The 25,202-nt window shown below is 45.3% G+C and carries 21 protein-coding genes; 5 read left to right on the plus strand and 16 right to left on the minus strand.

Translation table 11 applies throughout. From position 1 onward, the window contains the following. Nucleotides 1-189: 189 nt before the first annotated feature. A complete protein-coding gene (locus ONT19_RS12200) occupies nt 190-1,695 on the minus strand; it encodes an acetyl-CoA hydrolase/transferase C-terminal domain-containing protein (RefSeq protein ID WP_233339325.1) in 1,506 nt (501 codons plus the stop codon). A 396-nt stretch (nt 1,696-2,091) separates the two neighbouring features. On the opposite strand from ONT19_RS12200, the gene ONT19_RS12205 reads away from it, so the two are divergent. Then, on the plus strand, nt 2,092-3,507 hold the full coding sequence (locus ONT19_RS12205; protein ID WP_264952074.1) for an AAA family ATPase: 1,416 nt from the start codon (nt 2,092-2,094) through the stop codon (nt 3,505-3,507). A gap of 111 nt (nt 3,508-3,618) precedes the next feature. Beyond that, nucleotides 3,619-5,109: a cysteine--tRNA ligase gene (cysS, locus tag ONT19_RS12210; RefSeq protein WP_006848890.1), complete on the plus strand. Its 1,491-nt coding sequence runs from the start codon at nt 3,619-3,621 to the stop codon at nt 5,107-5,109. Between the two features lie 47 nt (nt 5,110-5,156). On the opposite strand, the gene ONT19_RS12215 is transcribed toward cysS, so the two are convergent. Further along, entirely contained in the window at nt 5,157-7,019 is a 1,863-nt protein-coding gene (locus ONT19_RS12215) for a calcineurin-like phosphoesterase family protein (RefSeq protein ID WP_264952075.1), read from the minus strand. Nucleotides 7,020-7,144: 125 nt separating this feature from the next. On the opposite strand from ONT19_RS12215, the gene ONT19_RS12220 reads away from it, so the two are divergent. Together ONT19_RS12220 and mutS are read left to right on the plus strand one after the other, a co-directional pair. Continuing rightward, a complete protein-coding gene (locus tag ONT19_RS12220; protein WP_200756592.1) occupies nt 7,145-8,284 on the plus strand; it encodes an AAA family ATPase in 1,140 nt (379 codons plus the stop codon). Between the two features lie 44 nt (nt 8,285-8,328). After that, nucleotides 8,329-10,992, plus strand: a complete 2,664-nt coding sequence (gene mutS, locus ONT19_RS12225; protein ID WP_006848893.1) for a DNA mismatch repair protein MutS — start codon at nt 8,329-8,331, stop codon at nt 10,990-10,992. Nucleotides 10,993-11,072: 80 nt separating this feature from the next. Here mutS and lgt read toward each other — a convergent pair whose 3' ends face one another. From lgt to polA, 9 genes are all read right to left on the minus strand, one after another. Further along, nucleotides 11,073-11,936 carry a prolipoprotein diacylglyceryl transferase gene (lgt, locus tag ONT19_RS12230; protein ID WP_118080209.1) on the minus strand — a complete coding sequence of 288 codons (864 nt, stop codon included), beginning with the start codon at nt 11,934-11,936 and terminating at the stop codon, nt 11,073-11,075. An 18-nt stretch (nt 11,937-11,954) separates the two neighbouring features. Beyond that, a complete protein-coding gene (ychF, locus tag ONT19_RS12235; protein WP_022120130.1) occupies nt 11,955-13,058 on the minus strand; it encodes a redox-regulated ATPase YchF in 1,104 nt (367 codons plus the stop codon). Nucleotides 13,059-13,201: 143 nt separating this feature from the next. Continuing rightward, on the minus strand, nt 13,202-14,038 hold the full coding sequence (dinD, locus tag ONT19_RS12240; RefSeq protein ID WP_264952076.1) for a DNA damage-inducible protein D: 837 nt from the start codon (nt 14,036-14,038) through the stop codon (nt 13,202-13,204). Between the two features lie 104 nt (nt 14,039-14,142). After that, nucleotides 14,143-14,484 carry a hypothetical protein gene (locus tag ONT19_RS12245; RefSeq protein ID WP_022120128.1) on the minus strand — a complete coding sequence of 114 codons (342 nt, stop codon included), beginning with the start codon at nt 14,482-14,484 and terminating at the stop codon, nt 14,143-14,145. 163 nt (nt 14,485-14,647) lie between these two features. Next, nucleotides 14,648-14,842 (minus strand): hypothetical protein, encoded by a 195-nt coding sequence (locus tag ONT19_RS12250; protein WP_181976486.1) that lies wholly within the window; start codon nt 14,840-14,842, stop codon nt 14,648-14,650. Next, nucleotides 14,836-14,994: a hypothetical protein gene (locus ONT19_RS12255; protein WP_264952077.1), complete on the minus strand. Its 159-nt coding sequence runs from the start codon at nt 14,992-14,994 to the stop codon at nt 14,836-14,838. Before ONT19_RS12255 ends, ONT19_RS12250 begins: the two co-directional genes overlap by 7 nt. Nucleotides 14,995-15,525: 531 nt before the next feature. Further along, complete coding sequence (locus ONT19_RS12260) at nt 15,526-15,915, minus strand: desulfoferrodoxin (RefSeq protein ID WP_022120121.1); 390 nt, start codon at nt 15,913-15,915, stop codon at nt 15,526-15,528. Between the two features lie 106 nt (nt 15,916-16,021). After that, nucleotides 16,022-16,186: a rubredoxin gene (gene rd / locus ONT19_RS12265; protein ID WP_022120120.1), complete on the minus strand. Its 165-nt coding sequence runs from the start codon at nt 16,184-16,186 to the stop codon at nt 16,022-16,024. A gap of 361 nt (nt 16,187-16,547) precedes the next feature. Further along, on the minus strand, nt 16,548-19,310 hold the full coding sequence (gene polA / locus ONT19_RS12270) for a DNA polymerase I (RefSeq protein ID WP_264952078.1): 2,763 nt from the start codon (nt 19,308-19,310) through the stop codon (nt 16,548-16,550). A 107-nt stretch (nt 19,311-19,417) separates the two neighbouring features. On the opposite strand from polA, the gene ONT19_RS12275 reads away from it, so the two are divergent. Continuing rightward, nucleotides 19,418-20,395 carry a polyprenyl synthetase family protein gene (locus ONT19_RS12275; protein WP_264952079.1) on the plus strand — a complete coding sequence of 326 codons (978 nt, stop codon included), beginning with the start codon at nt 19,418-19,420 and terminating at the stop codon, nt 20,393-20,395. 101 nt (nt 20,396-20,496) lie between these two features. Here ONT19_RS12275 and deoC read toward each other — a convergent pair whose 3' ends face one another. The 5 genes from deoC to ONT19_RS12300 form a co-directional block, all read right to left on the minus strand. After that, nucleotides 20,497-21,432 (minus strand): deoxyribose-phosphate aldolase, encoded by a 936-nt coding sequence (deoC, locus tag ONT19_RS12280; RefSeq protein ID WP_264952080.1) that lies wholly within the window; start codon nt 21,430-21,432, stop codon nt 20,497-20,499. Between the two features lie 54 nt (nt 21,433-21,486). Further along, a complete protein-coding gene (locus ONT19_RS12285; RefSeq protein ID WP_022120116.1) occupies nt 21,487-21,846 on the minus strand; it encodes a nucleotide pyrophosphohydrolase in 360 nt (119 codons plus the stop codon). Between the two features lie 49 nt (nt 21,847-21,895). After that, nucleotides 21,896-22,348 (minus strand): D-aminoacyl-tRNA deacylase, encoded by a 453-nt coding sequence (gene dtd, locus ONT19_RS12290; protein WP_117695101.1) that lies wholly within the window; start codon nt 22,346-22,348, stop codon nt 21,896-21,898. 132 nt (nt 22,349-22,480) lie between these two features. Further along, nucleotides 22,481-24,328 (minus strand): excinuclease ABC subunit UvrC, encoded by a 1,848-nt coding sequence (gene uvrC, locus ONT19_RS12295; RefSeq protein WP_264952081.1) that lies wholly within the window; start codon nt 24,326-24,328, stop codon nt 22,481-22,483. 121 nt (nt 24,329-24,449) lie between these two features. Next, nucleotides 24,450-24,980, minus strand: coding sequence for an adenine phosphoribosyltransferase (locus ONT19_RS12300; protein WP_117587136.1), 531 nt, complete (start codon nt 24,978-24,980; stop codon nt 24,450-24,452). Between the last annotated feature and the right edge of the window lie 222 nt (nt 24,981-25,202).

Raw genomic sequence — 25,202 nt, forward strand, 5'->3', positions numbered from 1 at the left:
ATTTTATTCGTTGGTACCGAATAAAAAACGCCATTTTTATTTTGTAATAAATGGGTGTTGGAATGTTGAGTATTAAATAATAAGCGGCATTCCTTGGATATGAATGCCGCTTATCATATAATTCGATATTTTTCTGAGTCATCTATGAAAGATTTGTCTTCTCGGTTTTCACAATCTTTCGGCCTTCTCTTATTTCAGATATTCTCCGAAATCAGTCAATCTCATATCTCCCTTCTTCAGGAAGGTATCGTGCATGGCGAGGGCGGCACGCATGCTCTGTGGCTCGTGGCCCTTCTCGGCAAACTTCAGATACTCACGAAGCATAGGGCGGTAATCTGGATGGGCACAGTTCTCGATAATCTCTTTGGCACGGCGCAATGGGCCTTTGCCACGGAGATCGGCTACTCCCTGCTCGGTAACGATAACATCCACATCGTGCTCGGTACTGTCCACGTGACTGCACATCGGAACAATGGCAGAGATGCAACCGTTCTTGGTGGTACTCTGTGTGGTGAAGATAGAAATGTAACCATTGCGCTCGTAATCGCAGGAACCGCCGATACCATTCATCAGCTTGCTGCCGCAGATATGGCTAGAGTTCTCATTGCCGTAGATATCGCACTCAATGGCGGTGTTCATGGCGATGACACCCAGACGGCGGATGACCTCAGGAGAGTTTGAAATCTCGCTCTGGCGGATGGTGAGATGCTTCTTGAAGTAATCAATATCATCATATACCTCTTTCAATGTATCGTTTGTTACGGTGAGCGAAGAGCAGGAAGCATCTTTGATTCTTCCTTCGCGCATGTATTTCACCACGGCATCCTGAACCACCTCGGTATAAACGCTGAATACCGGCACGTTAGGGTTCTGTCCCAATGCCTCAAGAACGGCATTGGAAGTTACGCCCACTCCGCTCTGCAAAGGCAGGAACTGAGGAGGAATATGTCCCTTCTTCAGGTCGCTGACCAGGAAATCGGCAACGTTGTGGCCCATCTGTTCCGTCACAGGGTCGAGAGGCTTGAAAGCACGCGCCTCCTCAGGAATGTTGCATTCTACCACACCCACAATCTTATGTGCATCAATCTCCACATACTCCTTACCTATTCTATCGCCCACATTCAAGATTGGGATAGGTGTGCGGAACGGGCATTCTGCTATCTCATATACATCGTGCAGATAGCGGGAAGCAGGACTGTGGAAGGTATTCTTCTCGATAAGCACCTTCTTGGCGAGTCGTGCGATGGTAGGAACGATGCCGCCGGCAGAGGTCAGGAATGCCTTGCAGATAGTTTCGCCTTCTTCCAAATCAGAAACTTCGATGATGGCAAGGTCTATTTCTCCATAGAAACCACGGCGCAGGCGCTCAGCCATGTGACCGAGGTGCATATCCTCATAATCAATCTCGCCCAGGTTGGTATGAGTTCTAAAGTCCTTGTTGGTAGAAAATGGCGCACGGAACTTGATAGCATGGGCTGCTGCCATGTCACCTTCGATACTCTGCGAGGTAGAAGCACCCGTGAGGATGCCCACCTGGAAAGGTCTGCCCGCCTCGTGCTCAGCCACGGCTCTCTTGGAGAGTTCGCGGAAGGTTGCCTTAGGCACGCCGTTTGGTGTGAAACCACTCAATCCGATTGTATCTTGATCGTTAATCATCGCTGCCGCTTCGGCAGCACTCAATCTTGTATATGCCATTTTCTTCTAACTTAATACTCATTAGCGGAACTTATAGCCGCCTTCTTGATAATTGATAACTGTTTGCGGCTGCAAAGTTACACATTATTTTCGATATACGCTAATAATTTGATAATTTTATGCATATATTAGGCAAAAAACTTACAAATAGTGAATAGATATACAGAAACTGCTTACTTTATGCAAAAAGATAGCCGAATCAAAAAGCCTGATTGTACTTCTCAAATCCCTTTTTCTGTCATTCCATGCCCAATCTGTGCGCTTAAAGTGGCTCTAAATATGTTAAAATTACCACTTAGAGCCACTTTCTTACCAATTCGTTTGGCTTTAAGTGGTATTTTTTGTATATTTGCAGCCAAAACAAGCAGGTTGTTTAACCCATTCACTATATAATATATGACAAAGATAATAGGAAGGAAACGTGAGCTACAACAGCTCGAAGAGGCATACAAAGCAGAGGAATCGCTGTTTGTTGTCGTATATGGTCGTCGTCGCGTAGGCAAGACTTTTCTTGTAAGAGAGGCCTTTGACGACAAGTTGGCATTTTATGCCACAGGTGTCAACCAGGAAAACAAGGATGTACAGCTCATGTATTTCTACCATGCGCTTTGCAAATATTCTGATGCACCCCTTGCTCTGCCAAAGACCTGGCTAGAGGCATTCGATGCACTCATCAAGATACTGGAAGCATCCAAGGAGCAGAAGAAAGTGGTGTTCCTTGATGAATTATCATGGATGAATGGAATGGACGGCTCTTTTCTTACCGCCTTGGAATGGTTTTGGAACAGTTGGGCTTCGGCACGAACGGATATTTTGCTAGTTTGCTGTAGCTCAGCCACTTCGTGGATTATCAACAAGGTTTTCAACAATCATGGTGGATTATATGGTCGAGTGAATCGTCGCATTCATTTGCATCCTTTTACCCTCCGAGAGTGCGAAGAGTTTTATAAGGATAAAAAGATTGCCATGAACCATTACGACCAAGTGATGAGCTACATGGTGTTTGGCGGTGTGCCTTATTATCTCAGCATGCTGGAATCAACCAAGAGCCTGGCGCAGAACATCGATGAGTTGTTGTTTCATCCCGATGGTCAACTCCATCGAGAATACGAGAATCTGTATCAAGCCATGTTCCGCAATGCAGACAACCACTTACTGATAGCAAAAGCCATGGCTGCAAAGAGCAAGGGATTGACTCGCAATGAGATACTGGAAGCCACAGGCTTACCAAATGCGGGGAGTGCGACTAGAGTATTGGATGAACTGGAACAAAGCGACTTCATTCGCCGCTATACCTCGTTCGGACAGAAGAAACGCGACGAGATGTATCAACTTACTGATGCATACACCTTATTCTATTTTCATTTCCTACAGGATGGCAAGAACAACGACAAGCAGTTTTGGCAGCATCATCTGGGTACACCAAAGATAAACTCATGGGCTGGTTATGCCTTTGAGCAGGTTTGCCTGGCTCATGTGGAGCAAATCAAGATGGCGATGGGAATCAGTGGCATGGCTGTATCTACTTCGGGATGGTTTAGCAAGGGCAAGGAGCAAAAAGCTCAGATAGACCTGGTGCTCGATAGAGCTGACCATATCGTAAACCTCTGCGAAATCAAGTTCTCTACCCGGCCTTATACAATAGATAAGCAATATGCCGAAACGCTACAAAATCGCCAATGGATCTTTGAGCAAGAGACGAAGACTCGCAAGAGTTGCCAGCAGGTTATGCTTACCACTTATGGTTTGGCAAAAAATCAGTATAGCAGCATCATGCAGAGAGAATTGACCATGGAAGATCTATTCCATTAGCATTTTCGAGGAATTTAATAACATTTTGCGAATGATTTGTCGGATATATCAGAAAAATGAGTTAACTTTGCACTCAAAATATAAATAATATAAAAGAAAGGTTCATACAAGATGGAACAGAAATTACTGATTTACAACACTCTCACTCGTACGAAAGAGAGATTCACTCCGCTCCACGCTCCTAACGTGGGCATGTATGTTTGTGGCCCTACCGTGTATGGCGATCCGCATCTCGGTCATGCACGACCAGCCATCACATTCGATATACTCTTCCGCTATCTCAAGCACCTGGGCTATAAGGTTCGCTACGTTAGAAACATTACCGACGTGGGCCACCTGGAGCACGATGCAGATGAAGGCGATGACAAGATTGAGAAGAAGGCTCGCCTGGAGCAGTTGGAGCCAATGGAGATTGCGCAGTACTACACCAACCGCTACCACGATGCCATGGAGGCGCTGAACGTACTCCCTCCTAGCATTGAGCCTCATGCTACAGGCCATATCATCGAACAGGAGAAACTGGTTCAGGAAATCCTGGACAATGGCTATGCCTACGAGAGTAACGGCTCTATCTACTTCGACATCGAGAAGTATAACAAGGATCATAAGTACGGTATCCTCTCCGGACGTAACCTGGAGAACGTTATCAACGAGAGCCGCGAACTGGCTGGTATCGGCGAGAAGAAGAATCAGGCTGACTTTGCTCTCTGGAAGAAGGCTTCACCTGAGCATATCATGCGTTGGCCTAGTCCTTGGAGTGATGGATTCCCAGGCTGGCACTGCGAGTGTACTGCGATGGGACGCAAGTACTTGGGCAGCCACTTCGATATTCACGGTGGCGGCATGGATTTGATTTTCCCTCATCACGAGTGCGAGATTGCGCAGGCTGTGGCTTCTCAGGGCGACCAGATGGTTCATTACTGGATGCACAACAATATGATTACCATCAACGGTCAGAAGATGGGTAAGAGTCTTGGCAACTTCATCACTTTGGAGCAGTTCTTCACTGGCAATCACGACAGTCTGGAGCAGGCTTATTCGCCAATGACCATCCGTTTCTTCATCCTCTCTGCCCACTACCGCAGCACCGTAGATTTCTCTAACGATGCCTTGAAGGCTAGCCAGAAGGGATTGGAGCGCCTGATGAATGGTTTGAACGACCTGGAGCGTGTGCCTGTGGCTAAGCAGAGCGATGAGCAGGTGAAGAAGTTTGTAAGCGAATTGCGCCAGCGCTGCTACGATGCGATGAACGATGACTTCCAGACTCAGCTCGTTATCAGCTATCTCTTCGAGGCTTGCCACGTAATCAACACAGCCCTCGACCACAAGGCAAACATCTCTGCTGAAGACCTGAAGGAGCTTTCAGACACCATGCATCTCTTCACCTTCGACCTGCTCGGCTTGAAGAGCGAGAAGGGAGCCAACAATGATGCCCGTGAGGAGGCTTATGGCAAGGTAGTGGATATGGTTCTCAACCTGCGTGCCAAGGCTAAGGCTGATAAGGACTGGGCTACCAGCGACCAGATTCGCGATGCCCTGGCTGAAGCCGGCTTCGAGGTAAAGGACACCAAAGATGGTGTTACCTGGAAATTGAACAAATAATATTTAAAAAGAGGGTGCATCATCAACTTATGACGCACCCTCTCTTTTTATTTTTGTACTGCTGCAGAATCTTTCTTCCTTGCAGCAAGTGAATCTTTCTGTCTGCCAGATATAGAATCCCGCAACATCTTGTCTTTCTTACTCTTATATTCCTTATACTCTTTTTCGTAATAATGGGCATAGTTGGCGAAAGGCTCTGTCGTTACCTCATCGCTCGATGCCGTATAGGTATTTCCGTATGGATCGGATGCCTTGATGATGATTCTGGCATTCGGATTCCTAGGAGTATAATAATATAGGTGGTTCATGATGAGATAACCGTTGCCCTTGCTCACGAACCGGTAAGATACACTCTCGCTATATTTATGATGATAGCCTGCGGCAAAGGCATCCTGCCCCTTTCCGCTGAGGCGCCCCATCAGATATTCTTTGCCATCCTCTACGGCTACAACACGCCAATGACTGGTAGCATTGAAGACATTGGCTACCAGGATATTCCTGTTGTTTGCCAACTGCCAATCCCTAGAGTATTTCTCGCCGTTGAAGTCGGTCTGCGCACGGAACAAGGTCATCTGCTTGCTCTTATCCCAGAAAGTTCCCTTGTAATAGCAGTTGCTGATGCTGGTACCCACAAAACTGTATACATAATATCCATTTGGAGTTCCGCAGATGTTGATATTCGACTGCCATATATTGCCACAGGCAGCAGCATGACAATGCTCCATCACATCCTCGCCCTGATAATTGATCTCGTGGTTGCAGGCAAAATGAGTATGGCCGCAGAAGAGTTCATATCCTCCCTTGAATGGCTTCAAAAGAGATAACAGCAGCGAGAGACGGGAAGAAGAATAATGCCCCTGCTCATTGGCATTGGTCAGCGGCTTCGCCTTGCTGAAAGGCGCATTGCCGAAGGTGAACGGGATATGATAGCAGAGTACCACCTTCATATCCTTAGGCGTAAGGGCGAGATCCTGCTTCAGCCACTTCACTTGGCGCTCACGTAATTCTCCAGGAGAATAATAAGACATGCCGCGATGGAAGAAGCAGTTGTTGATGCAGACATAATGCACATCGCCACGGTTGAAGGAAAAATCGGTAGGACCGAAATTCTCTTCCCATTTCCTGCGGTAGAGCGCCTTGCCATCCTGGTCGTGATTGCCGATGACGGAGAAGAGACGCATCTCTGAAGCGCCCAATGCCTGGCGTATCTGACGCTCCAGTTTGGCGTTGTAACCGCCATAATACTGCACATCATCGCCCATGCTGAGCCCGTAGACCGGTGTTCCGGCAGGCAGCGAACTGATGGTCTGCCTGATGTCCGCCATCGTCTGGGTAGTGAATCTTTCTACATCGCTCTTCTTGATGGGATTATCATCCGGAGAAGTATAGTAAGGGCTGTAGGCATTGGTAACCTGCGGGTCGCCGATGACAATCATCTTATAGTGAATCTCCTTGCCGCCCGGCAGTCGGGTGAGGGTGAAGTTATAGGTTTTCTTCCCCTTGGAAACCTTTTGGTAGAAGAAAGCCGTGCGATCGGTCTTAGAATGGGTAGGAACCTCGCAATCGGCTGGAACAGAATAGTATATGAATTTTGCCAGGCTGTCTCGCTTCATCTTATATCTGCCCTGTGCATCGGTTTTTACACAGTTGAATCCATCGCTCACGATGACGCCAGCCACTCCCTTTCCTTCCTTATCTCTTAAAGTTCCGGAGATATTGAAATCCATCTTCTTCACAGGTTTCTTCTTCAGTGTATCTGCAGGCTGTGGCTTGAGCCGGAGAACCGGTGGAGTTTTCACCAGGTTCTGTATCTGTTTCTTGGGGTAGAGCAGGTGCAAGGTGATGCCTATTGCTACGAGCGCGCAGCAAGCAACCGACAGAACCCCTATGTATAATTGTTTCTTTTTCATGAGTACAAAAGTACGGCTTTATTATGGTAATGCAGCATATATTCATTTAAAAAACTCTAAATATTACCTTAGGGTAACTTACCTTAGGGTAATATTTCGTAACTTTGTACCAAATTACTAGGAATATGGCAAAATATCTATCACCATTTCAATTTGGTACATTAGCCACCAATGAGAATTTTATCGACAGACAGGAAGACAGGGCTTTGCTGAAGCAATTACTGTCCTCCCATATCAACGTGATGCTGATTTCACCACGCCGATGGGGTAAATCATCGCTAGTGAAAAGGGCGATGAGCGAATTGGCTGGTGAGGATAATAACGTAAGAATCTGTTATATCGATGCCTTCAGCATCGGCTCTGAATCTGAATTTTATCGCACTTTTGCCAGTCAGGTTATAGCTTGTGCTTCCTCTAAAATGGAACGGTGGATAGAGGATGCAAAGAAATTCCTGACAGGCGTGATACCGCAGGTTGTAGTAAGCGACCAGGTGACCGACTTCATGGCTTTTGACCTAAAGTTTGTGCCACAAGAGCGTGATAAGATGGCGATTCTCCAACTGCCTGAGTTGCTGGCAAAGGAAAAGGGCATCAGGATTATCGTCTGCATAGACGAGTTCCAGCAGTTGGCTAATCTTCCTGAGTATAAGGATATGGAGGGAAAGATGCGTTCGGTATGGCAGCAACAGCAGCTTACCTCTTACTGTCTCTACGGCAGCAAGCGAAACATGATGCTCAATATCTTCAACAATTCCAATAGTCCTTTTTATCGCTTCGGACAAGTGATTTTCATGCAGAAGATAGCTAAGGAGCATTGGATTCCATTCATTCTGTCATCTTTCGAGAAGACAGGAAAGTCAATCTCTGCAGAGATGGCAGAGCGGATCTGTGATGCCGTGGCGTGCCATTCCTGGTATCTCCAGCAGTTGTGCTATTTTATCTGGAGTTTCACGGTTTCGGAAGTGACGGAAGATATATATCATCTGGGATTGAAACAGGTACTCAACATCAATACCCCGATGTTTCAGAATGATACGGAGAATCTCAGTTCCACCCAGATAGAGATGCTTAAGGCTATAGCCAATGGCGAACAGCATTTCTCTTCGCAAGCCGTGAAACAAATCTATAATCTTGGTAATCCGAATACGATTGTCAAGAACAGGAAAACGCTCCAGAACAAAGATATTATCGAAAAGCAAAACGATGCTTTTGTCTTTGTTGACCCGATATACCGGCTGTGGTTTAAGGAGGAGTATTGTAGATAGAAACTATGTAAATTTAAAGAAATAATATAAGGAGAAGAAAGATAATGGCAAACGATAATAAAGGTCTTACACCGATGATGAGACAGTTTTTCGAGATGAAATCGAAACATCCCGAAGCGCTGCTGCTCTTCCGTTGCGGTGACTTCTACGAAACTTACTGCGAAGATGCGGTGGAGGCATCCCGTATACTCGGCATTACGCTGACACGACGTAACAATGGCGGTTCTACGGGCACGACCGAGATGGCAGGATTCCCTCATCATGCTCTGGATACCTATCTGCCTAAACTCATCAGGGCGGGTAAGCGCGTAGCGGTATGCGACCAGCTGGAAGACCCGAAGAAGAAACGACTCGAAATAAAAGGTAAGAAGGGACTGAGCCAGATGGACAAGATGGTGAAGCGAGGTATTACTGAACTCGTTACACCGGGTGTGGCGATGGGAGATAACGTACTGAACTACAAGGAGAACAACTTCCTGGCAGCCGTACACTTCGGCAAGACCGCCTGCGGTGTGAGCTTTCTGGATATCTCGACCGGAGAGTTTCTTACCGGCGAGGGAACCTACGACTATGTAGAAAAACTGATGGGCAACTTCATGCCGAAAGAGGTGCTCTACGACCGCGCCCGAAAGAACGACTTCGAGAAATATTTCGGCAGCAAATACTGTACCTTCGAACTGGATGACTGGGTTTTCACCGAACAGACAGCCCTGCAGAAACTCCTGGGACATTTCAAGACAAAATCTCTGAAAGGTTTCGGTGTAGAGCATCTCAAGAACGGCGTGATAGCCAGTGGTGCCATCATGCAGTATCTCGAGATTACCCAGCATACACAGATTAATCATATTACCGCCCTTTCACGTATCGAAGAAGATAAGTTCGTGCGTATGGATAGATTTACCATCCGCAGTCTGGAGCTGGTTGCCCCTATGCAGGAAGACGGTTCTTCGCTCCTGAATGTCATCGACCGTACGGTAACGGCGATGGGCGGACGTATGCTCAGACGCTGGCTGGTCTTCCCGTTGAAGGACGTTAAACCAATCAACGAGCGTCTCGACATCGTGGAATATTTCTTCAAGGAACCGGAATTCCGTCAGCTTCTCGATGACCAGCTGCATCGCATCAGCGACCTGGAGCGTATCATTTCCAAAGTAGCCGTGGGTAGAGTTTCGCCTCGCGAAGTGGTTCAGCTGAAGAATGCACTCGAAGCCATCAAGCCTATCAAGGTGGCATGCCAGCATGCTACGAACGAGGCTCTGAAGCGGGTAGGCGAGCAGCTGAACGTATGCGAGACCCTGAAAGACCGTATCGCCAGGGAAATACAGCCCGATCCGCCACAGCTGGTCAATAAGGGTGACGTGATAGCCGACGGATTCAATGCCGAACTTGACGACCTTCGTGCCATCAGCCGCCACGGCAAGGATTATCTGCTCAAGATACAGGAAAGGGAGATAGAAAAGACAGGAATTTCGAGTCTGAAGGTAGGTTACAATAATGTTTTCGGATACTATCTGGAGGTGAGAAATACCTTTAAGGACAAGGTGCCTGAGGAGTGGATACGCAAGCAGACGCTGGCTCAGGCAGAGCGTTATATCACCCAGGAACTGAAGGAATATGAGGAAAAGATTCTCGGTGCTGATGAGAAGATTCTGGTATTGGAAGCACAGCTCTTCAACGAACTGATAGCTGCCATGCAGGAGTATATTCCGCAGATACAGATCAATGCCAACCTCATCGCCCGTATGGACTGTCTGCTCTCCTTTGCAAAGACATCTGACGAGAATCGCTACGTGCGCCCTATCGTCGATGATTCTGAGGTGCTCGACATCAAGCAGGGCAGGCATCCGGTGATTGAAACCCAACTGCCGCTGGGCGAACGCTATGTACCTAACGATGTGCTGCTCGATACCGAGAAACAGCAGATCATGATGATTACCGGTCCTAACATGGCTGGTAAATCGGCTCTGCTGCGCCAGACCGCCCTTATCGTGCTGCTGGCACAGGTAGGCTGTTTTGTGCCCGCAGAGAGCGCCCGAGTTGGACTGGTGGATAAAATCTTCACACGTGTAGGTGCAAGCGACAATATATCGCTCGGCGAATCGACCTTCATGGTAGAGATGACCGAGGCAGCAAACATCCTGAACAACGTTTCTCCGCGCTCGCTGGTGCTCTTTGATGAGCTGGGAAGAGGTACTTCTACCTACGATGGTATTTCCATTGCCTGGGCTATCGTGGAATATCTGCACGAACATAAGAAGGCGCAGGCACGTACGCTCTTTGCTACCCACTATCATGAGCTCAACGAGATGGAGAAGAACTTCCCTCGCATCAAGAACTTCAATGTGAGTGTGAGAGAGGTGGACGGAAAGGTAATCTTCCTGCGCAAACTGGAGCCGGGAGGCAGTGAGCACTCTTTCGGTATCCATGTGGCAGAGATTGCCGGTATGCCTCGCAGCATCGTGAACCGTGCCAATGTGATTCTCAAACAGTTGGAGGATGACAATGCCGGGGTTGGCGGTGCCGGTAAACCGAACGTACAGCACATCGATGAACCTAAGGATGGTGTGCAGCTCAGTTTCTTCCAGCTCGATGATCCTGTACTGACGCAGATACGTGATGAAATACTCGGGCTGGATGTGAACAATCTCACTCCGGTAGAGGCATTGAACAAGCTCAATGACATCAAGAAGATTCTACTGGGAAGATAAAAATATAAATCCCTCCCCGTGGCAGCAGATGCTGTTGCATGAGGAGGGATTTTTATAATCTGAAAATAAGTCGTCTAATATTATTTTGCCTCTACGTTCTTTTCTTTCGCTCTCTTTGTGCTGGAAATGATGCTCCATACACCGGCGATGATGAGCGGAATGCTCAATATCTGTCCCATATCCATAGGCAGACCTGCCTCGAATGCTACCTGAATCTCCTTGGTATATTCGATGAAGAAACGGAAGGTGAAGATGAGAGTAAGGCAAAGACCGAAATAGAAACCGGTGCCTACGCTCTTAGGTCCTCTCTTCTTGTAGATGAAGAGGATGAGGAGGAAAAAGCAGAAGTATGCCAAAGCCTCGTAGAGCTGACCCGGATGGCGTGGATACTGGTCTTCGCGAACGAAGATAAATGCCCAAGGCACATCGGTTACCTTGCCGATAATCTCTGAATTCATCAGATTGCCCAAACGGATAAAGGTGGCTGTAATGCCTGAGCAGATACCCATATTATCGAGCACTACCCAGCCGCTCACCTTCATGTTGCGGCAATAGAGCCAGATGCCGACGAACATGCCGAATACGCCTCCGTGGCTCGCTAGTCCCTCATAACCCGTAAACTTCCAACTGCCGTCTGGCATATGGTGAACAGGTATCAGCATCTCGATGAAGTGATCCCACTGGGTGAGGAAATATTCCGGCTGATAGAAGATGCAATGTCCCAAACGGCCACCTATCAGTACACCGAAGAAGATGTAGAGAAACAGTGGGGAGAACTTCTCATCTGAGAGCCCCTGCTGCTTGTAAAGCTTGCTCATGAGCAGATAGCCCAGCAGCAGACCAATCATCCAGCAGGTGGAGTAGTAGCGGATGGTCATAGGACCCAGATGAGCCAGGATTGGGTCTGGGTCCCATACGATATAGTTAAGCAGATTTGCTATCATAACCGTAGAAGAATAGGATTATACATTGAAGCGGAAGTGCATGATGTCACCATCCTGTACGACGTACTCCTTGCCCTCGATGCCGAGCTTACCAGCTTCGCGTACAGCTGCCTCAGAGCCATACTTGATATAGTCATCATACTTGATAACCTCTGCACGGATGAATCCCTTCTCGAAGTCGGTGTGGATGACGCCGGCACACTGAGGAGCTTTCCAGCCCTTGTGATAGGTCCATGCCTTGACTTCCATCTCACCAGCGGTGATGAATGTTTCGAGGTTAAGCAGGGCGTATGCCTTCTTGATGAGTCGGTTTACGCCGCTCTCTTCCAGTCCGAGTTCTTCGAGGAACATCAGTTTGTCCTCGTAGGTTTCGAGCGATGCGATGTCTTCCTCTGTCTTGGCAGCGATGACCATGCACTCAGCACCTTCTTCCTTGGCGATTTCCTCTACCTTCTTGCTATACTCGTTGCCGGTCTTGGCAGAAGCCTCGTCAACATTGGCTACGTAGAGCACAGGCTTGGTAGTGAGGAGGAAGAGGTCGTGAGCCACCTTCTGCTCTTCCTTGGTTTCGAAAGTAACACCACGAGCATTCTTTCCCTGCTCCAGAACAGCCTTGTAAGCCTCCAGAACGGTAACCATCGTCTTAGCATCCTTGTTACCTGCTGCAGCAGTCTTCTTCTGCTTGGTGAGCTGAGATTCGATAGTTTCCAGGTCCTTGAGCTGCAACTCTGTATCGATGACGCTCTTATCCTCCAAAGGATCAACCTTAGCGCCACCCTCGCGAACGATATTGTCATCGTCGAAGCAGCGGATTACGTGGATGATAGCATCGCACTCACGGATATTTCCCAAGAATTTATTACCAAGACCTTCGCCCTTGCTGGCACCCTTTACAAGACCTGCGATATCTACGATTTCGCAAGTAGCTGGGACGATGCGTCCTGGGTGAACAATCTCTGCCAACTTGTTGAGTCGCTCGTCTGGTACGGTGATGACGCCCAAGTTTGGTTCGATAGTACAGAAAGGGAAGTTAGCTGCCTGTGCCTTTGCACTAGACAGACAGTTGAACAGTGTAGACTTACCCACGTTTGGGAGGCCTACAATACCACATTTTAATGCCATTTTATCTTTAAACGTTTAAATATTTGGTGCAAAGGTACACATTATAAATGAAAGATACAAAGAAATCGTTGAAAATTAACTAAAAATCATAGATGACGAGTGAAATCCTTACATCTTCTCTAGTTATAGAATTATGATAGATATTATTTCTTTTTGCTATTCTTTTTGGTCAATGTCTTTTCGTCAGATTTTAATCTGCGTTCTACTTTCTTGACGTCTTCATCTGCAGGAAGATTTTCTGGCACAATGCCACGTTGGAGCATCATATTACGAACAGCCTTATTATTATCGACATGCTCTTGACAGATAGATTGCTGACCATGTAAATCCTTTTGCTGAACGTTGACAGAAGTCATTTCTGCAGCAAAATCTTTAGCTTTGATATTGAGTGTAGGGAGGAAATCGGCGAGAGGCCTGCTGTTGGGAGCACCCAATTTTCGTTTGAGAAGAGCCGTGTCGAGATTAAACAACGCCTTGTCGCCCAAGGAGCGAATGATGGCAAAGCCTTTGCTGTCCACACCTCTTTCATATAATACACCAGAGAGACGCTTTTCTGTTTCTGCAAGTTTTGCACGTGCTTGTACACGTTCGTATTCCAGCAAACGCTTTTGCACCAATTCTGCTCGGCGAGTTTGTACGGCAAAGTAGTTTTGGGCAAAAGAGATTTGTGGCTTGCGTGGGTCACCATTTTGTGCAATAAGGTAGCAAGCATAACGAGTCAGCATGTAGTCTTTGACTTCACGCTGAGATCCAGAACCAAGGGTGACCATTTTGCTGACATCAGCAAAATGGTATGATACCTCTTGCCCTGCATTGGCGCATGATGCTTTTGCTTTTTCGATAATTCCTTCGAAATTACGCCATTGGCTATAACCCAACACTTGTGCAAGTTCTCTTGCACTCCAACACTCTACGCCTTCGTATTCGTTGGCGATAGCTTCGAATTGCTCGAACAATTCTTTGATATCTTCTTCCTTCATAATCGTTTATTTTTATGATATTTCGGCAAAGTTACGCTTTTTATTTGGTAGCTGCAAGGAAATCTTTAGTTATTTTTCATTTTTTACTTTTGGAAGAATATTGTTTATTTTTTTAGGAAAAACTCTTTGTCTTCTTTAAGCTTGTTATAGATTTCATCGTCAAACTCTCGGATGTCTTCGTCAGTCAATACTCCGTCATAGTATAGGTAACATACGGTGATGTAATATCTACCTCCTGACATCCCATCGTATCGGCGAGCGATATGCTTGTCGAATTGGTATACCTTATCATATAGTTTGAGGTATGCATCGTGTGCATCCTCTGCTGATGCGTTCTTGTTCATGAAATCTTTGGTGGATTGCATGAACTTGGCACACTCTCGCTGCAAGCCCAAATTAATGAGCTTGCGAGCTGTTTTCTTCTGAGACTTCGTTAATTCTATCATGTTCTAAACGTTTCTTTTCTTTTTTAGCCTTATTTCTTATTGATATACATTTCTTGCAGATGTGCAGTCTGTGTCCTTTACCACTGAACGACTCGTTGGATTTATACTCTCCACACATCTTGCAATAATGTCCTTGATGCTTATGTTTCTTTTTACCCATGACTTATTTTGCAAACAACTTGCCGATGAGATTCAAGAGATTAGAGACAGTCTCTTTGCTCTCTATAGGAATCTTGATGGAGGTTTCGCCTGTCTGCTCGTCTTTCTCAACGATGGAATCAACCAGTTGGGCAGTGGCTTCTGGCGACTTCAAGGTCTCTGCTAAGCCTGAGAGGAAAGATATTCCTTGGGCTACCAAATCCTTTGGCTGATTTGAGCGATTAGTGACGGATTCTCTGTTCGAAGATGAATTCGTTTGCTGCTGGATGGAAATCTCTTCTTTTTTTTCCTGGTGGTCTTCTTGGCGCTGTTGCCGTCTTGGTTAGCTGCCTGCTTATTATTCTTTGCCATTGTTATGTTGCTTTATTTTAAACGTTTAAATATATTTGATGCAAAGTTACACATTATAAATGAAAGATACGAAGAAATCGTGGGAAATTAACTAAAAATCATAGATGAGGGAAGAATCAACGATGGTAAACCGACAGAAACGCTTGAGGAAGTGCAACGATATAGGTGAAGACGCTGGAATATACGGGAGAGGTGTTTGGAAAATATTACATAAGTCTTTGGGATATATAGGATAAGTTGCTGGAAGAGATAGGATAAGTTGCTGGAAAAGATACCTTCTGCAACCGCACAACAGCTGTTGTGCGGTTGCACATCACCTGTTGTGCGCATGCATAACAGCTGATGTGCGGGCGTAGTTCAGTTGTTGTGCGATGAATTTCTTAGAATTATGGTGATCATTTTGCTCAGCACCCCTATGGGCATGAGTAGTTACTGTGGTAGAAACAAGATGTAAATAAAGTTAAAAAGGTCTCATGTCATATTCCCTACATTGGGAAAACAACATGAGACCTTTTGTTAGTATGATGGTTTTTATCCTTCGATTACCCCCTTCCACAATCCGTGAAGGTTGCAGTATTCTCGAGCCGTAACATCCTTGGCTTCTGCGTTGGTCAGGAAGATAGCTTCAGGCTTTTCGCCTGGCTTCAACTCGTGACGAAGCACATCGGTAGGGGTGAGCAATTCTATCCATTGGATGTAATGCTCTGGAAGCATCGGATGCTCCACACTTCCTACTGTTACGCGATAGCCGCCCTCAATAGGTTCTATCACAGGCACGTGCTTCTCTTTGGCGCCATCACTGGTGTTTTCCTTCATCAGCTTCATCGGCTCGCCACAGCAACTGAGCACGGCTCCTGGGTTTACAACTTCTACTACATTGCCACAAATCTGGCAGCGGTAGATTTCTCTAACTTTTGTCATAATGGTTCCTCCTATTATTTTATGAATGTGTTGCCTGAATATCAGGCATTTCATTCAGATGATTCCTTTGTGAGGATTTCCTTCGGGTGATTCCTCCAAAAGAGCCTTATTCCTCTACAGGGCTGAAATCTTCCTTGCCTACTCCGCAAAGAGGGCAAACCCAATCATCTGGGATGTCTTCGAATGCTGTACCTGGAGCGATGCCGCCCTCTGGATCACCTACTTCTGGATCATAAATCCAACCACACACGTCGCAAACATATTTCTTCATAATGTTCCTTTCTTTCTTAATTTGATTGATTAGTGTTATCTATTCACTTTTAATCAGACAGGTGCGTTTGCATATCTTTCTGATTTACAATGCAAATATACACTTTATTTCTGTAAGAACCAAATAAATTTGAAAATATTATAATTTTATTATCCTTTTTAATCTAAATAAACAAAGATTTCTAGATGTACTTGTGAATAAAGGAGTTATTTGTCTTTTTAGTAGTGTTTTGATAGAAGATTTGATTGTTTCATGTGAAACATCTCGAAAAAGAAAAGCTCGCAAGATGATTGTTTGGTATCTTGCGAGCTTCTTTGTATTTAAGTTGCCTTGCGTTTTCTGCGGCCGCTTTCTGGTTTTTCTAATGTGCTTCTAGCCAGTTGTTTCCCCATCCGGCATCAGCAACCAGAGGCACACTGAGCTGGTAGGCGTTCTGCATCTCTTCTACCACAATCTTCTCTACCTTTTCCTTCTCTTCCGGATATACAGAGAAATTGAGTTCGTCATGCACCTGGATAATCATCTTGCTCCTGATGCCTTCTGCTCTGAATCGGTTGAAGATGCGGATCATAGCCACTTTGATGATGTCTGCCTCAGAGCCCTGGATAGGGGCATTGATGGCATTGCGCTCGGCAAATCCTCTTACAGTACCATTCTTGCTGTTGATGTCTGGCAGGTAGCGACGGCGGTGGAAGAGGGTTTCGGCATAGCCTTTCTCTCTTGCCATTTCCTTTGCCTTCTCCATGTAAGCCTGAACACCAGGGAAGGTGCGGAAGTAGTCTTCTATGATCTGCTTTGCCTCTCGGTTTTCGATGTTCATGCGTTGGGCAAGACCGAAGGTCGTGATGCCGTAGATGATGCCGAAGTTGGCAGTTTTTGCCTTCTTGCGCTGTGCATCTGTTACTTCTTTGATGTCTTCGTGCCAAATCTTGGCAGCTGTAGCTGCATGAATATCAGAGCCTTCACGGAATGCTTCTACCATGTTTGGATCCTGGCTCAGGTGTGCCATGATGCGAAGTTCTATCTGTGAATAGTCGGCAGAGAAGAACAGGCAGCCTGGTTCTGGGATGAAGCATCTGCGTATCTCCTTGCCATCGTCATCGCGTACAGGAATATTCTGCAGGTTTGGATCACTTGAAGAAAGACGTCCTGTGGCAGTGATGGCTTGGTTGAAAGAGGCATGAATGTGACCGGTGCGAGAGTTGATAAGCTTTGGAAGGGCATCTATATAGGTTCCCAAAAGTTTCTTTAAACCTCTGTAGTTCAGTATCTCATCGATGATTGGACTCTTGCTGCGCAGCTGTTGAAGAACTTCTTCGCTTGTTACGTACTGGCCTGTCTTCGTCTTCTTAGGCTTCTCCACAATCTTCATCTTTCCGAAGAGTATTTCTCCAACCTGGCGTGGGGAAGCGATATTGAACGATTCACCTGCCAACTCATAGATATGATGTTCTATCTCATTGAGGCGGTTGGTGAGTTTCTCGGATGTTTCCTTCAGGGTATCCGTGTCGATGCATACTCCCGTCATCTCCATGTGGGCTAAAACAGGTACAAGCGGCATTTCTACATTCCAGAACAGATCTTCACAATCTATCTCTTTGAGTTTTGGTTCGAGCACATTTTTCAATCTCAAGGTGATGTCGGCATCTTCGGCAGCATATTCGTAAATGTCTGATGGGGCGAGATCGCGCATCGACTTCTGGTTCTTTCCCTTCGGACCAATCAGTTCTTCGATGTGGATGGTCTGATAGTTGAGGAATACTTCTGCCAAGTAATCCATGTTGTGGTAAAGTTCCGGCTGGATGAGATAGTGGGCGAGCATCGTATCGAACATCTTGCCCTGAATCTCTATGCCGTAGTTCATCAACACCTCGTAATCGTATTTGATGTTCTGCCCCACTTTCAAGATTTCCGGGTTCTCGTAGAGAGGTTTGAAGATGTTTACGATTTTTAAGGCTTCTTCACGATTTGCCGGAATTGCTACGTAGAAAGCCTCTTTTTCCTTCACGGCAAAGCTCAAACCCACCAATTCTGCATCAATAGCAGCGGTAGATGTGGTCTCTGTGTCTAGACTGAGAATATTGAATGTCAATAAATAGTCATAAAGTTTCCTTGCATCTACTTCTGTATCAATGAGTTTGTATGAATGAGAGGTCGTTTTAATGGTCTCAAAACTCGCGTTTTTTGACTCTTTCTTACCATCGGCAGGCTGTGCGCCAAATAAATCGAGCTCTCCTGTAGGCTTTGTTTGCACCTTTTTAGGTTTGTTAAGAACTCGGTTGGCAAACGACTTAAACTCCAACTCGGTGAAGATTTCATCCAATTTTGTATTGTCTGGCTCTACCCGTTTCAAATCTTCCATCTTGATCTCTACCGGAACATCGGTTCGTATGGTTGCCAGGAACTTTGACATCCTGATATCTTCTACAGCACCCTCCACTTTTTCGCGGAGCTTGCCTTTCACTTGAGAAGAGTTCTCGATAAGACCTTCTACACTACCGAACTCGTTGATAAGTTTGATGGCTGTCTTTTCTCCCACGCCCGGACAGCCTGGGAAGTTATCAGCTGAGTCGCCCATCAGAGCAAGGAGGTCGATAACCTGGAGTGGGGAAGTGATGCTGTATTTCTCTTCAATTTCCTGTACGCCCAACTTTTCGTATCCACCGCCATGACGAGGACGGAACATGAAAACATTGTTACGAACCAGTTGTGCGTAATCCTTATCGGGAGTGAGCATGTAGGTTTCCATCCCCTTTTCACCTGCCTTCAAGGCAACGGTTCCAATGATATCATCCGCCTCGAAACCATCTACCTGAAGGATAGGGATATGATATGCCTCCAGGATATTTTTGATGATAGGCACAGAGAGTTTGATGTCTTCCGGTGTCTCTTCTCGTTGAGCTTTATATGCAGGGAAAGCCTCATGACGGAAAGTCTTGCCATGGTCGAAAGCCACCGCAATATGGGTAGGTTTCTCCTTGGTAAGTATCTCGTTGAGGGTATTGCAGAACCCCATTACACACGAAGTATTGAGTCCCTTCGAATTGATTCGAGGGGCTTTCATAAAGGCGTAATACGACCTATAAATGAGCGCATACGCGTCTAAAAGGAACAATTTATCCATAATATTCATTTTTGTGGTGTAAAATTACTAAAAAAATGCGATATTTCAAGAAGAATTGATTAATTTTGTAACAAATTTCAGAAATTAAGTAGATTTACTCACATATAATGGACTATTTATCACTTATCAAGCTGCCTATAGAGGCAGAATTAGCAGATTTTATAGATTTGTTCAACAAGTCTCTTATGCATAGCGATGGCCTCCTTTCCCAGGTGCTCGACCACATCCGTCAGCGCGCTGGAAAACGTATGCGCCCTATACTCATCTTGTTGATGGCACGTAATTTTGGAAAGGTTTCCAGTGTTACCCAGCATTCTGCTGTAGGTCTGGAACTTCTTCATACCGCTTCGCTGGTACATGATGATGTGGTTGATGAGAGTGGGGAGCGCCGCGGACAGGCTAGCGTGAATGCTACTTATAATAATAAGGTGGCTGTGCTTGTGGGCGATTTCATTCTTTCCACCGCCTTGCTTCATGTGTCTTATTCGCATTCAGAGGAAATCGTGCGTTATCTTGCTGAGTTGGGACGTATCCTGTCTAATGGTGAGATTCTTCAGCTCAACAGTATCAGTAATGAAGAGATATCGGAAGATATTTATTATCAGGTGATTAAGCAGAAAACGGCTGCTCTCTTTGAGGCTTGCGCCGGTATCGGTGCGATGTCTGCCAATGCTTCAGAACTGCAGATTGAAGAGGCGAAGCGTTTCGGACAGAACTTGGGCATCATCTTCCAGATCCGTGATGATATCTTTGATTATTATGATTCCAAGGAGATAGGTAAACCTACTGGTAATGATATGGTTGAAGGAAAACTGACTTTGCCTGTAATATATGCTTTGAGGTCTACCGGTGATGAGGAGATGATGAAGCTTGCCAGAAAGGTAAAGGCTCATACTGTGACGGCTGATGAAATAGCTCAGTTAGTGGCATTTACAAAGGAAAACGGAGGTATTGAATATGCGGATAAGCGCATGTGGGATTTCCATGCCGAAGCCATGAATTTCCTCGATACTTATGTGGAGGATAAGGATATTTACAATGCCTTGAAGGCTTACTTGGATTTTGTGATTGAAAGAAAAGCTTAATATAAAAATTGAAGAGAAAACATAATATAAAAAGGGTTGGTTCTCAGAGAGAATCAACCCTTTGCGTTTTTTGTATTCTGTTGATAATCAGTTACTTTTCTTTAGAAGTATTTAATCTCCTTGCCCAGAATTTCGCTCAAGAGGAGGTTAGTCAGGCGTGATGTGCCGAGGCGCAACCACTGGTTGGTCAGCCATTTCTCGCCCAAAACTTCCTTCACGATGGTGTAGTAAACTACGGCATCATGAACGGTATTGATACCACCTGCAGGCTTGAAACCAATCTGAATACCGGTCTTTTCGTAATATGCCTTGATAGCCTGGCACATAACGTATGCTGCCTCAGGGGTAGCTGAGACCTTCTCCTTGCCTGTTGAGGTTTTGATATAGTCAGAACCTGAGTACATTGCGAGGATAGAAGCCTTCATGATGTTGCTGCAATTCTTCAGATCGCCTGTCTCCAGAATGCACTTCATCTTATGCTCTCCGCATGTCTCCTTGAGTTCCTGAATATCATCGCAGAGCCCCTCGTAATCTTCGCTGAAGAACTTGCCAACAGGCATTACGATATCCACCTCTGTAGCACCGTCCTTGATAGCCATAGCGGTTTCTGCAATCTTTACCTCGATAAAGGTCTGAGAGGATGGGAAATTGCCACTTACTACAGCGATTTCTACGCCGTCAACCTCCAGACTCTGGCTGATAAGGCCGGCAAAGTTAGGGTAGGTACATACGGTTGCTACGTGAGGAAGCTGAGGATAATCCTTGGCAAACTGGTTCACCTTTTCAATCATCTTCAGGATGCTTTCTTCTGTATCTTCTGTATGGAGAGAAGTCAACTCGATGCTACCGAAGAGGAACTTCTTGACCTCCATGGTCTCATTCTCTGCTACCTTCTCATCGAGAATCTTCTTTACTTCAGCAGCTACTTCCTCATCGTTGAGGTTGCAGTTGTACTGCTTCAAAACTGATAAATACTTGTCGTCTGACTCTTTATACTGTCCCTGCTGTGCAAGAACCTGTTCTTTAATACTGCTCATACTTAATGTTATTTATATAATTATTAAAGTTAAGTTTTTATATGAATAGCAATTTTAATTCTTGTTATCTTGTTCTTTATCTTCCTGATGTTCAGATAGTTTTGGGTTGTTTTTATGTCTTTCAGAATCCCTTTTGGTCTTCTTGTCAAAACTCTTCTGGAGTTCTTCTGTCAAGTCAACCCCTGTCTGATTTGCCAGGCAGATTAGCACCCAAAGAACATCGGCCATCTCTTCGCCCAAGTTAGGTTTTTCGCCTTTCTTGAAACTCTGGTCGCCGTATGTTCTGGCAATGACGCGTGCCAGTTCGCCCACTTCTTCTGTGAGGCAAGCCATATTGGTCAGTTCGCTGAAATAGCGTACGCCATATTCTTTAATCCACTGATCTACAGCTTCTTGTGCTTCTTTTATTGTCATCTTCCTATTTCTTTTATGGGGAAAGATGCCTTTCTTTCAGGGTAGGGCATTATTCCTTGTTGTGAGTATCCATCATGATGGTTACCGGTCCATCGTTCAGTAAATCTACCTTCATATCGGCACCAAATTCGCCTGTTCCTACTGGCTTTCCGAGTGCATCGGATAGCTTTTTGCAGAACTCCTCATAGAGTGGAACGCTGATTTCGTGTTTGGCTGCTCTGAGCCAGCTGGGGCGGTTTCCTTTCTTATAACTGGCAAATAGGGTGAACTGGCTGATGACCAGAATCTCACCATTTATATCCATGATGGAGCGGTTCATAACGTGGTTTTCGTCGTCGAAAACACGGAGTCCAATTACTTTTCTGACCAGCCAGTCTACATCTTCTGAAGTGTCGCTTTCCTCTATTCCCAGAAGGATCAGATAGCCTTGTCTGATAGCAGATTTAACCTCTCCTTCTATGGTAACTGAGGCGTGAGAGACACGCTGTATTACGATTCTCATATTACTATTTTGAACTTTGAATGTTGAACATTGAACTTTATGAATAGCATTTATGGAATGCTTTGTTCTGTTCAATCCCTGTTATTGTTTATAAATATATATAGTATAGTTTGAACTGCAAATATACAACTTTTATTTCATATTCTCGCCTTTTTCTGCAAAATATTTTGCAAGAATTTCCGCCTTATGTGGGCCTAATACCTCTGAAAGTTGTTCCAATGATGCTTCTTTCATCTTTTTCACGCTCTTAAACTTGCTCAGAAGGGCTTCTCTAGCTTTCGGACCGATGCCTTTGATATCGTCTAATTCTGAGTGAAGAGCATGCTTGCTGCGCTTGTCACGATGGAAGGTGATGGCGTATCTATGTACCTCGTCCTGTATCTGCGTCAGAACCTTGAACAGTTCACTTTCGGGTGGTAGGGCGATGGTTTGAGGAGGGAATCCGAAGAGGAGTTCGTTGGTGCGGTGGCGGTCGTCCTTGGCAAGTCCTGCGATAGGAATATCCAGGTGTAATTCGTCAACAATAACCTCTCTGACTACGTCCATCTGACCCTTTCCGCCATCGGTAATAATGAGGTCTGGAAGTGCAGTTTCTTCCTCTATCATGCGACTGTACCGGCGTCTTACCACCTCTTGCATGGATGCGTAATCATCAGGTCCTTCCACCGTCTTAATGTTGTATTTCCTATAGTCTTTTCTGGATGGTTTCATACCTTTATATACGATACATCCTGCCACGGCATCAGTACCGGATATGTTGGAATTATCGAAACATTCTATCTGATAAGGCAGCTTTGGAAGCTTCAGTTTTGCTTGTAATTCCTTCATCAATCGGGTCTGTTTCTGCTCCGGATTGAGCTTTTCAGCCTGCTTCAGACGGTCGAATCTATACTGCTTGCAGTTCATTTCCGACAGCTCCAGAAGGTGCTTTTTGTCACCTCTCTGGGGTACGAAGAAGGTGGCATCTTTCAGCTTCCATTCCATTTCGAAGGGCACGATTATCTCCTTCGATGTGGAGTGGAAACGCTCTCTGATTTCTGGAATGGCAGTAATCAGAAGTTCCTCGTCGCTCTCCTCCAACTTGCGCTTATACTCGTAGGTAAAGCTCTGGTTGATGGTGCCGTTTTTTACGTGAATATAGTTGATGAAGGCGTTTTTGTTGGCATCATCATTTACGATGGTGAAGACATCTACATCCGTAATTGTATGGCTTACCACCTCACTTTTTGCCTCAAATTCATCCAGTAATTGGTACTTTTTCTTATATTCTTCGGCTATTTCAAAGCGAAGAAGTTCGGCATTTTTCATCATTAAATCGTAGAGATATTTGCTTACTTCCCGCGTGTTTCCCTTCAGAATTTCACGTGCCTGGCGCATGTTTTCCTGATATTCCTCATAGCTCTGCTTGTTGATGCAGGGGGCTCCGCAGTTGTGGATATGATACTCCAGACACGGCTTGTATCTGCCTTCTGCAACGCCTTCTCTGGTGATAGGCATTCTGCAGGTGCGGGGCTTATAAAGCTTCTTGATGACCTCTAAAACGGCATACATGCTGCCGATATGAGGGTAAGGACCGAAGAAGGTTCCCACTTTTTTATTGATATGACGAGTCTTGAAAATGCGTGGAAAATACTCGTTTGTTACGCATATAGAGGGGTATGTCTTGCCGTCTTTCAGCAGGACATTGTATCTTGGATTATACTTTTTGATCAGGCTGTTTTCGAGCAAAAGTGCGTCTTCTTCTGTGTTTACGACCGTATAAGATATGTCGTGAATCTTAGAAACAAGCACCTTTGTCTTGTATCTGTCTACCTCTTTATGGAAGTAGGAAGATACTCTTCTCTTCAGATTTTTCGCCTTTCCCACATATATAATCGTATGATTTTCGTCGTAATATTGGTAGCTTCCTGGCTTCTCCGGCATACTTAAAACGATGTTTTTAAGCCTAGCCAAGCGCTCCTCATTCTCTTGTTTCGTCATATTTTACTTGTTTTTAAAGGGAAAACGAGCGTTACTGTTTCACGTGAAACGGCAACGCTCTAGTGTCTTTTACTGCTTCCTTGCTGCATTCTCGCAGTATTTCTTGCAGTATTTTTGCAGCTTATAATTGTAATAAAGTAGTTACTTCAACGTCTGGATCAAAGGAGTTTCTGCCTTCGAAATTCTCGTTTACGAGTTCGATGATGAAGTTGGCATATACCTTTTTCGGATGGAATTTCTTTACCAGGTCGCATGCTGCTTTCATGGTTCCACCGGTGGCAAGGAGGTCATCGTGGAGGAGTACGATGTCGTTCTCATTGATGGCATCTTCGTGGATTTCGATGGTATCGATGCCATATTCCTTAGCATAACTTTCCTGTACGGTTTTGCATGGAAGTTTGCCCGGTTTGCGGCATAAAACTACGCCGGCTCCGAGACGTATTGCGAGTGCTGAAGACATTACGAAACCGCGTGATTCGATGCCTACAATCTTGGTGATTCCTTTATCTTTGTAGAGTTCATACATCTCATCGCTGATCTCTTTTAAAGATGCAGGATTCTTGAAAAGGGTTGAAACGTCGCGGAAGTTTACACCCTTGATTGGCCAATCTGGAATGCAACGCAGATTGTCTAATAATAGCTGATTGTTCATTACTTTTTATGCTTTAAATTGATACTTATTTTGTTCTTTTTTCTTGTTCCTTTTTATAGGCTTTTTGCCCGTTTGTTTTTGCCTTTTACTCGATTTTATCCGCTTTTGTTTCACGAATTGCTGAAGTTTTACTTTAACCGCAAAACACTTGATGCAACCTTTCTTAAGCGGTTGAACATCAAATGTTTTGCTGATAGTCTGTTTCACGTGAAACATTTGAAA

Origin of the sequence: Segatella copri (assembly GCF_026015625.1) — a bacterium.
GTDB classification, from domain to species: Bacteria; Bacteroidota; Bacteroidia; order Bacteroidales; family Bacteroidaceae; genus Prevotella; species Prevotella copri_H.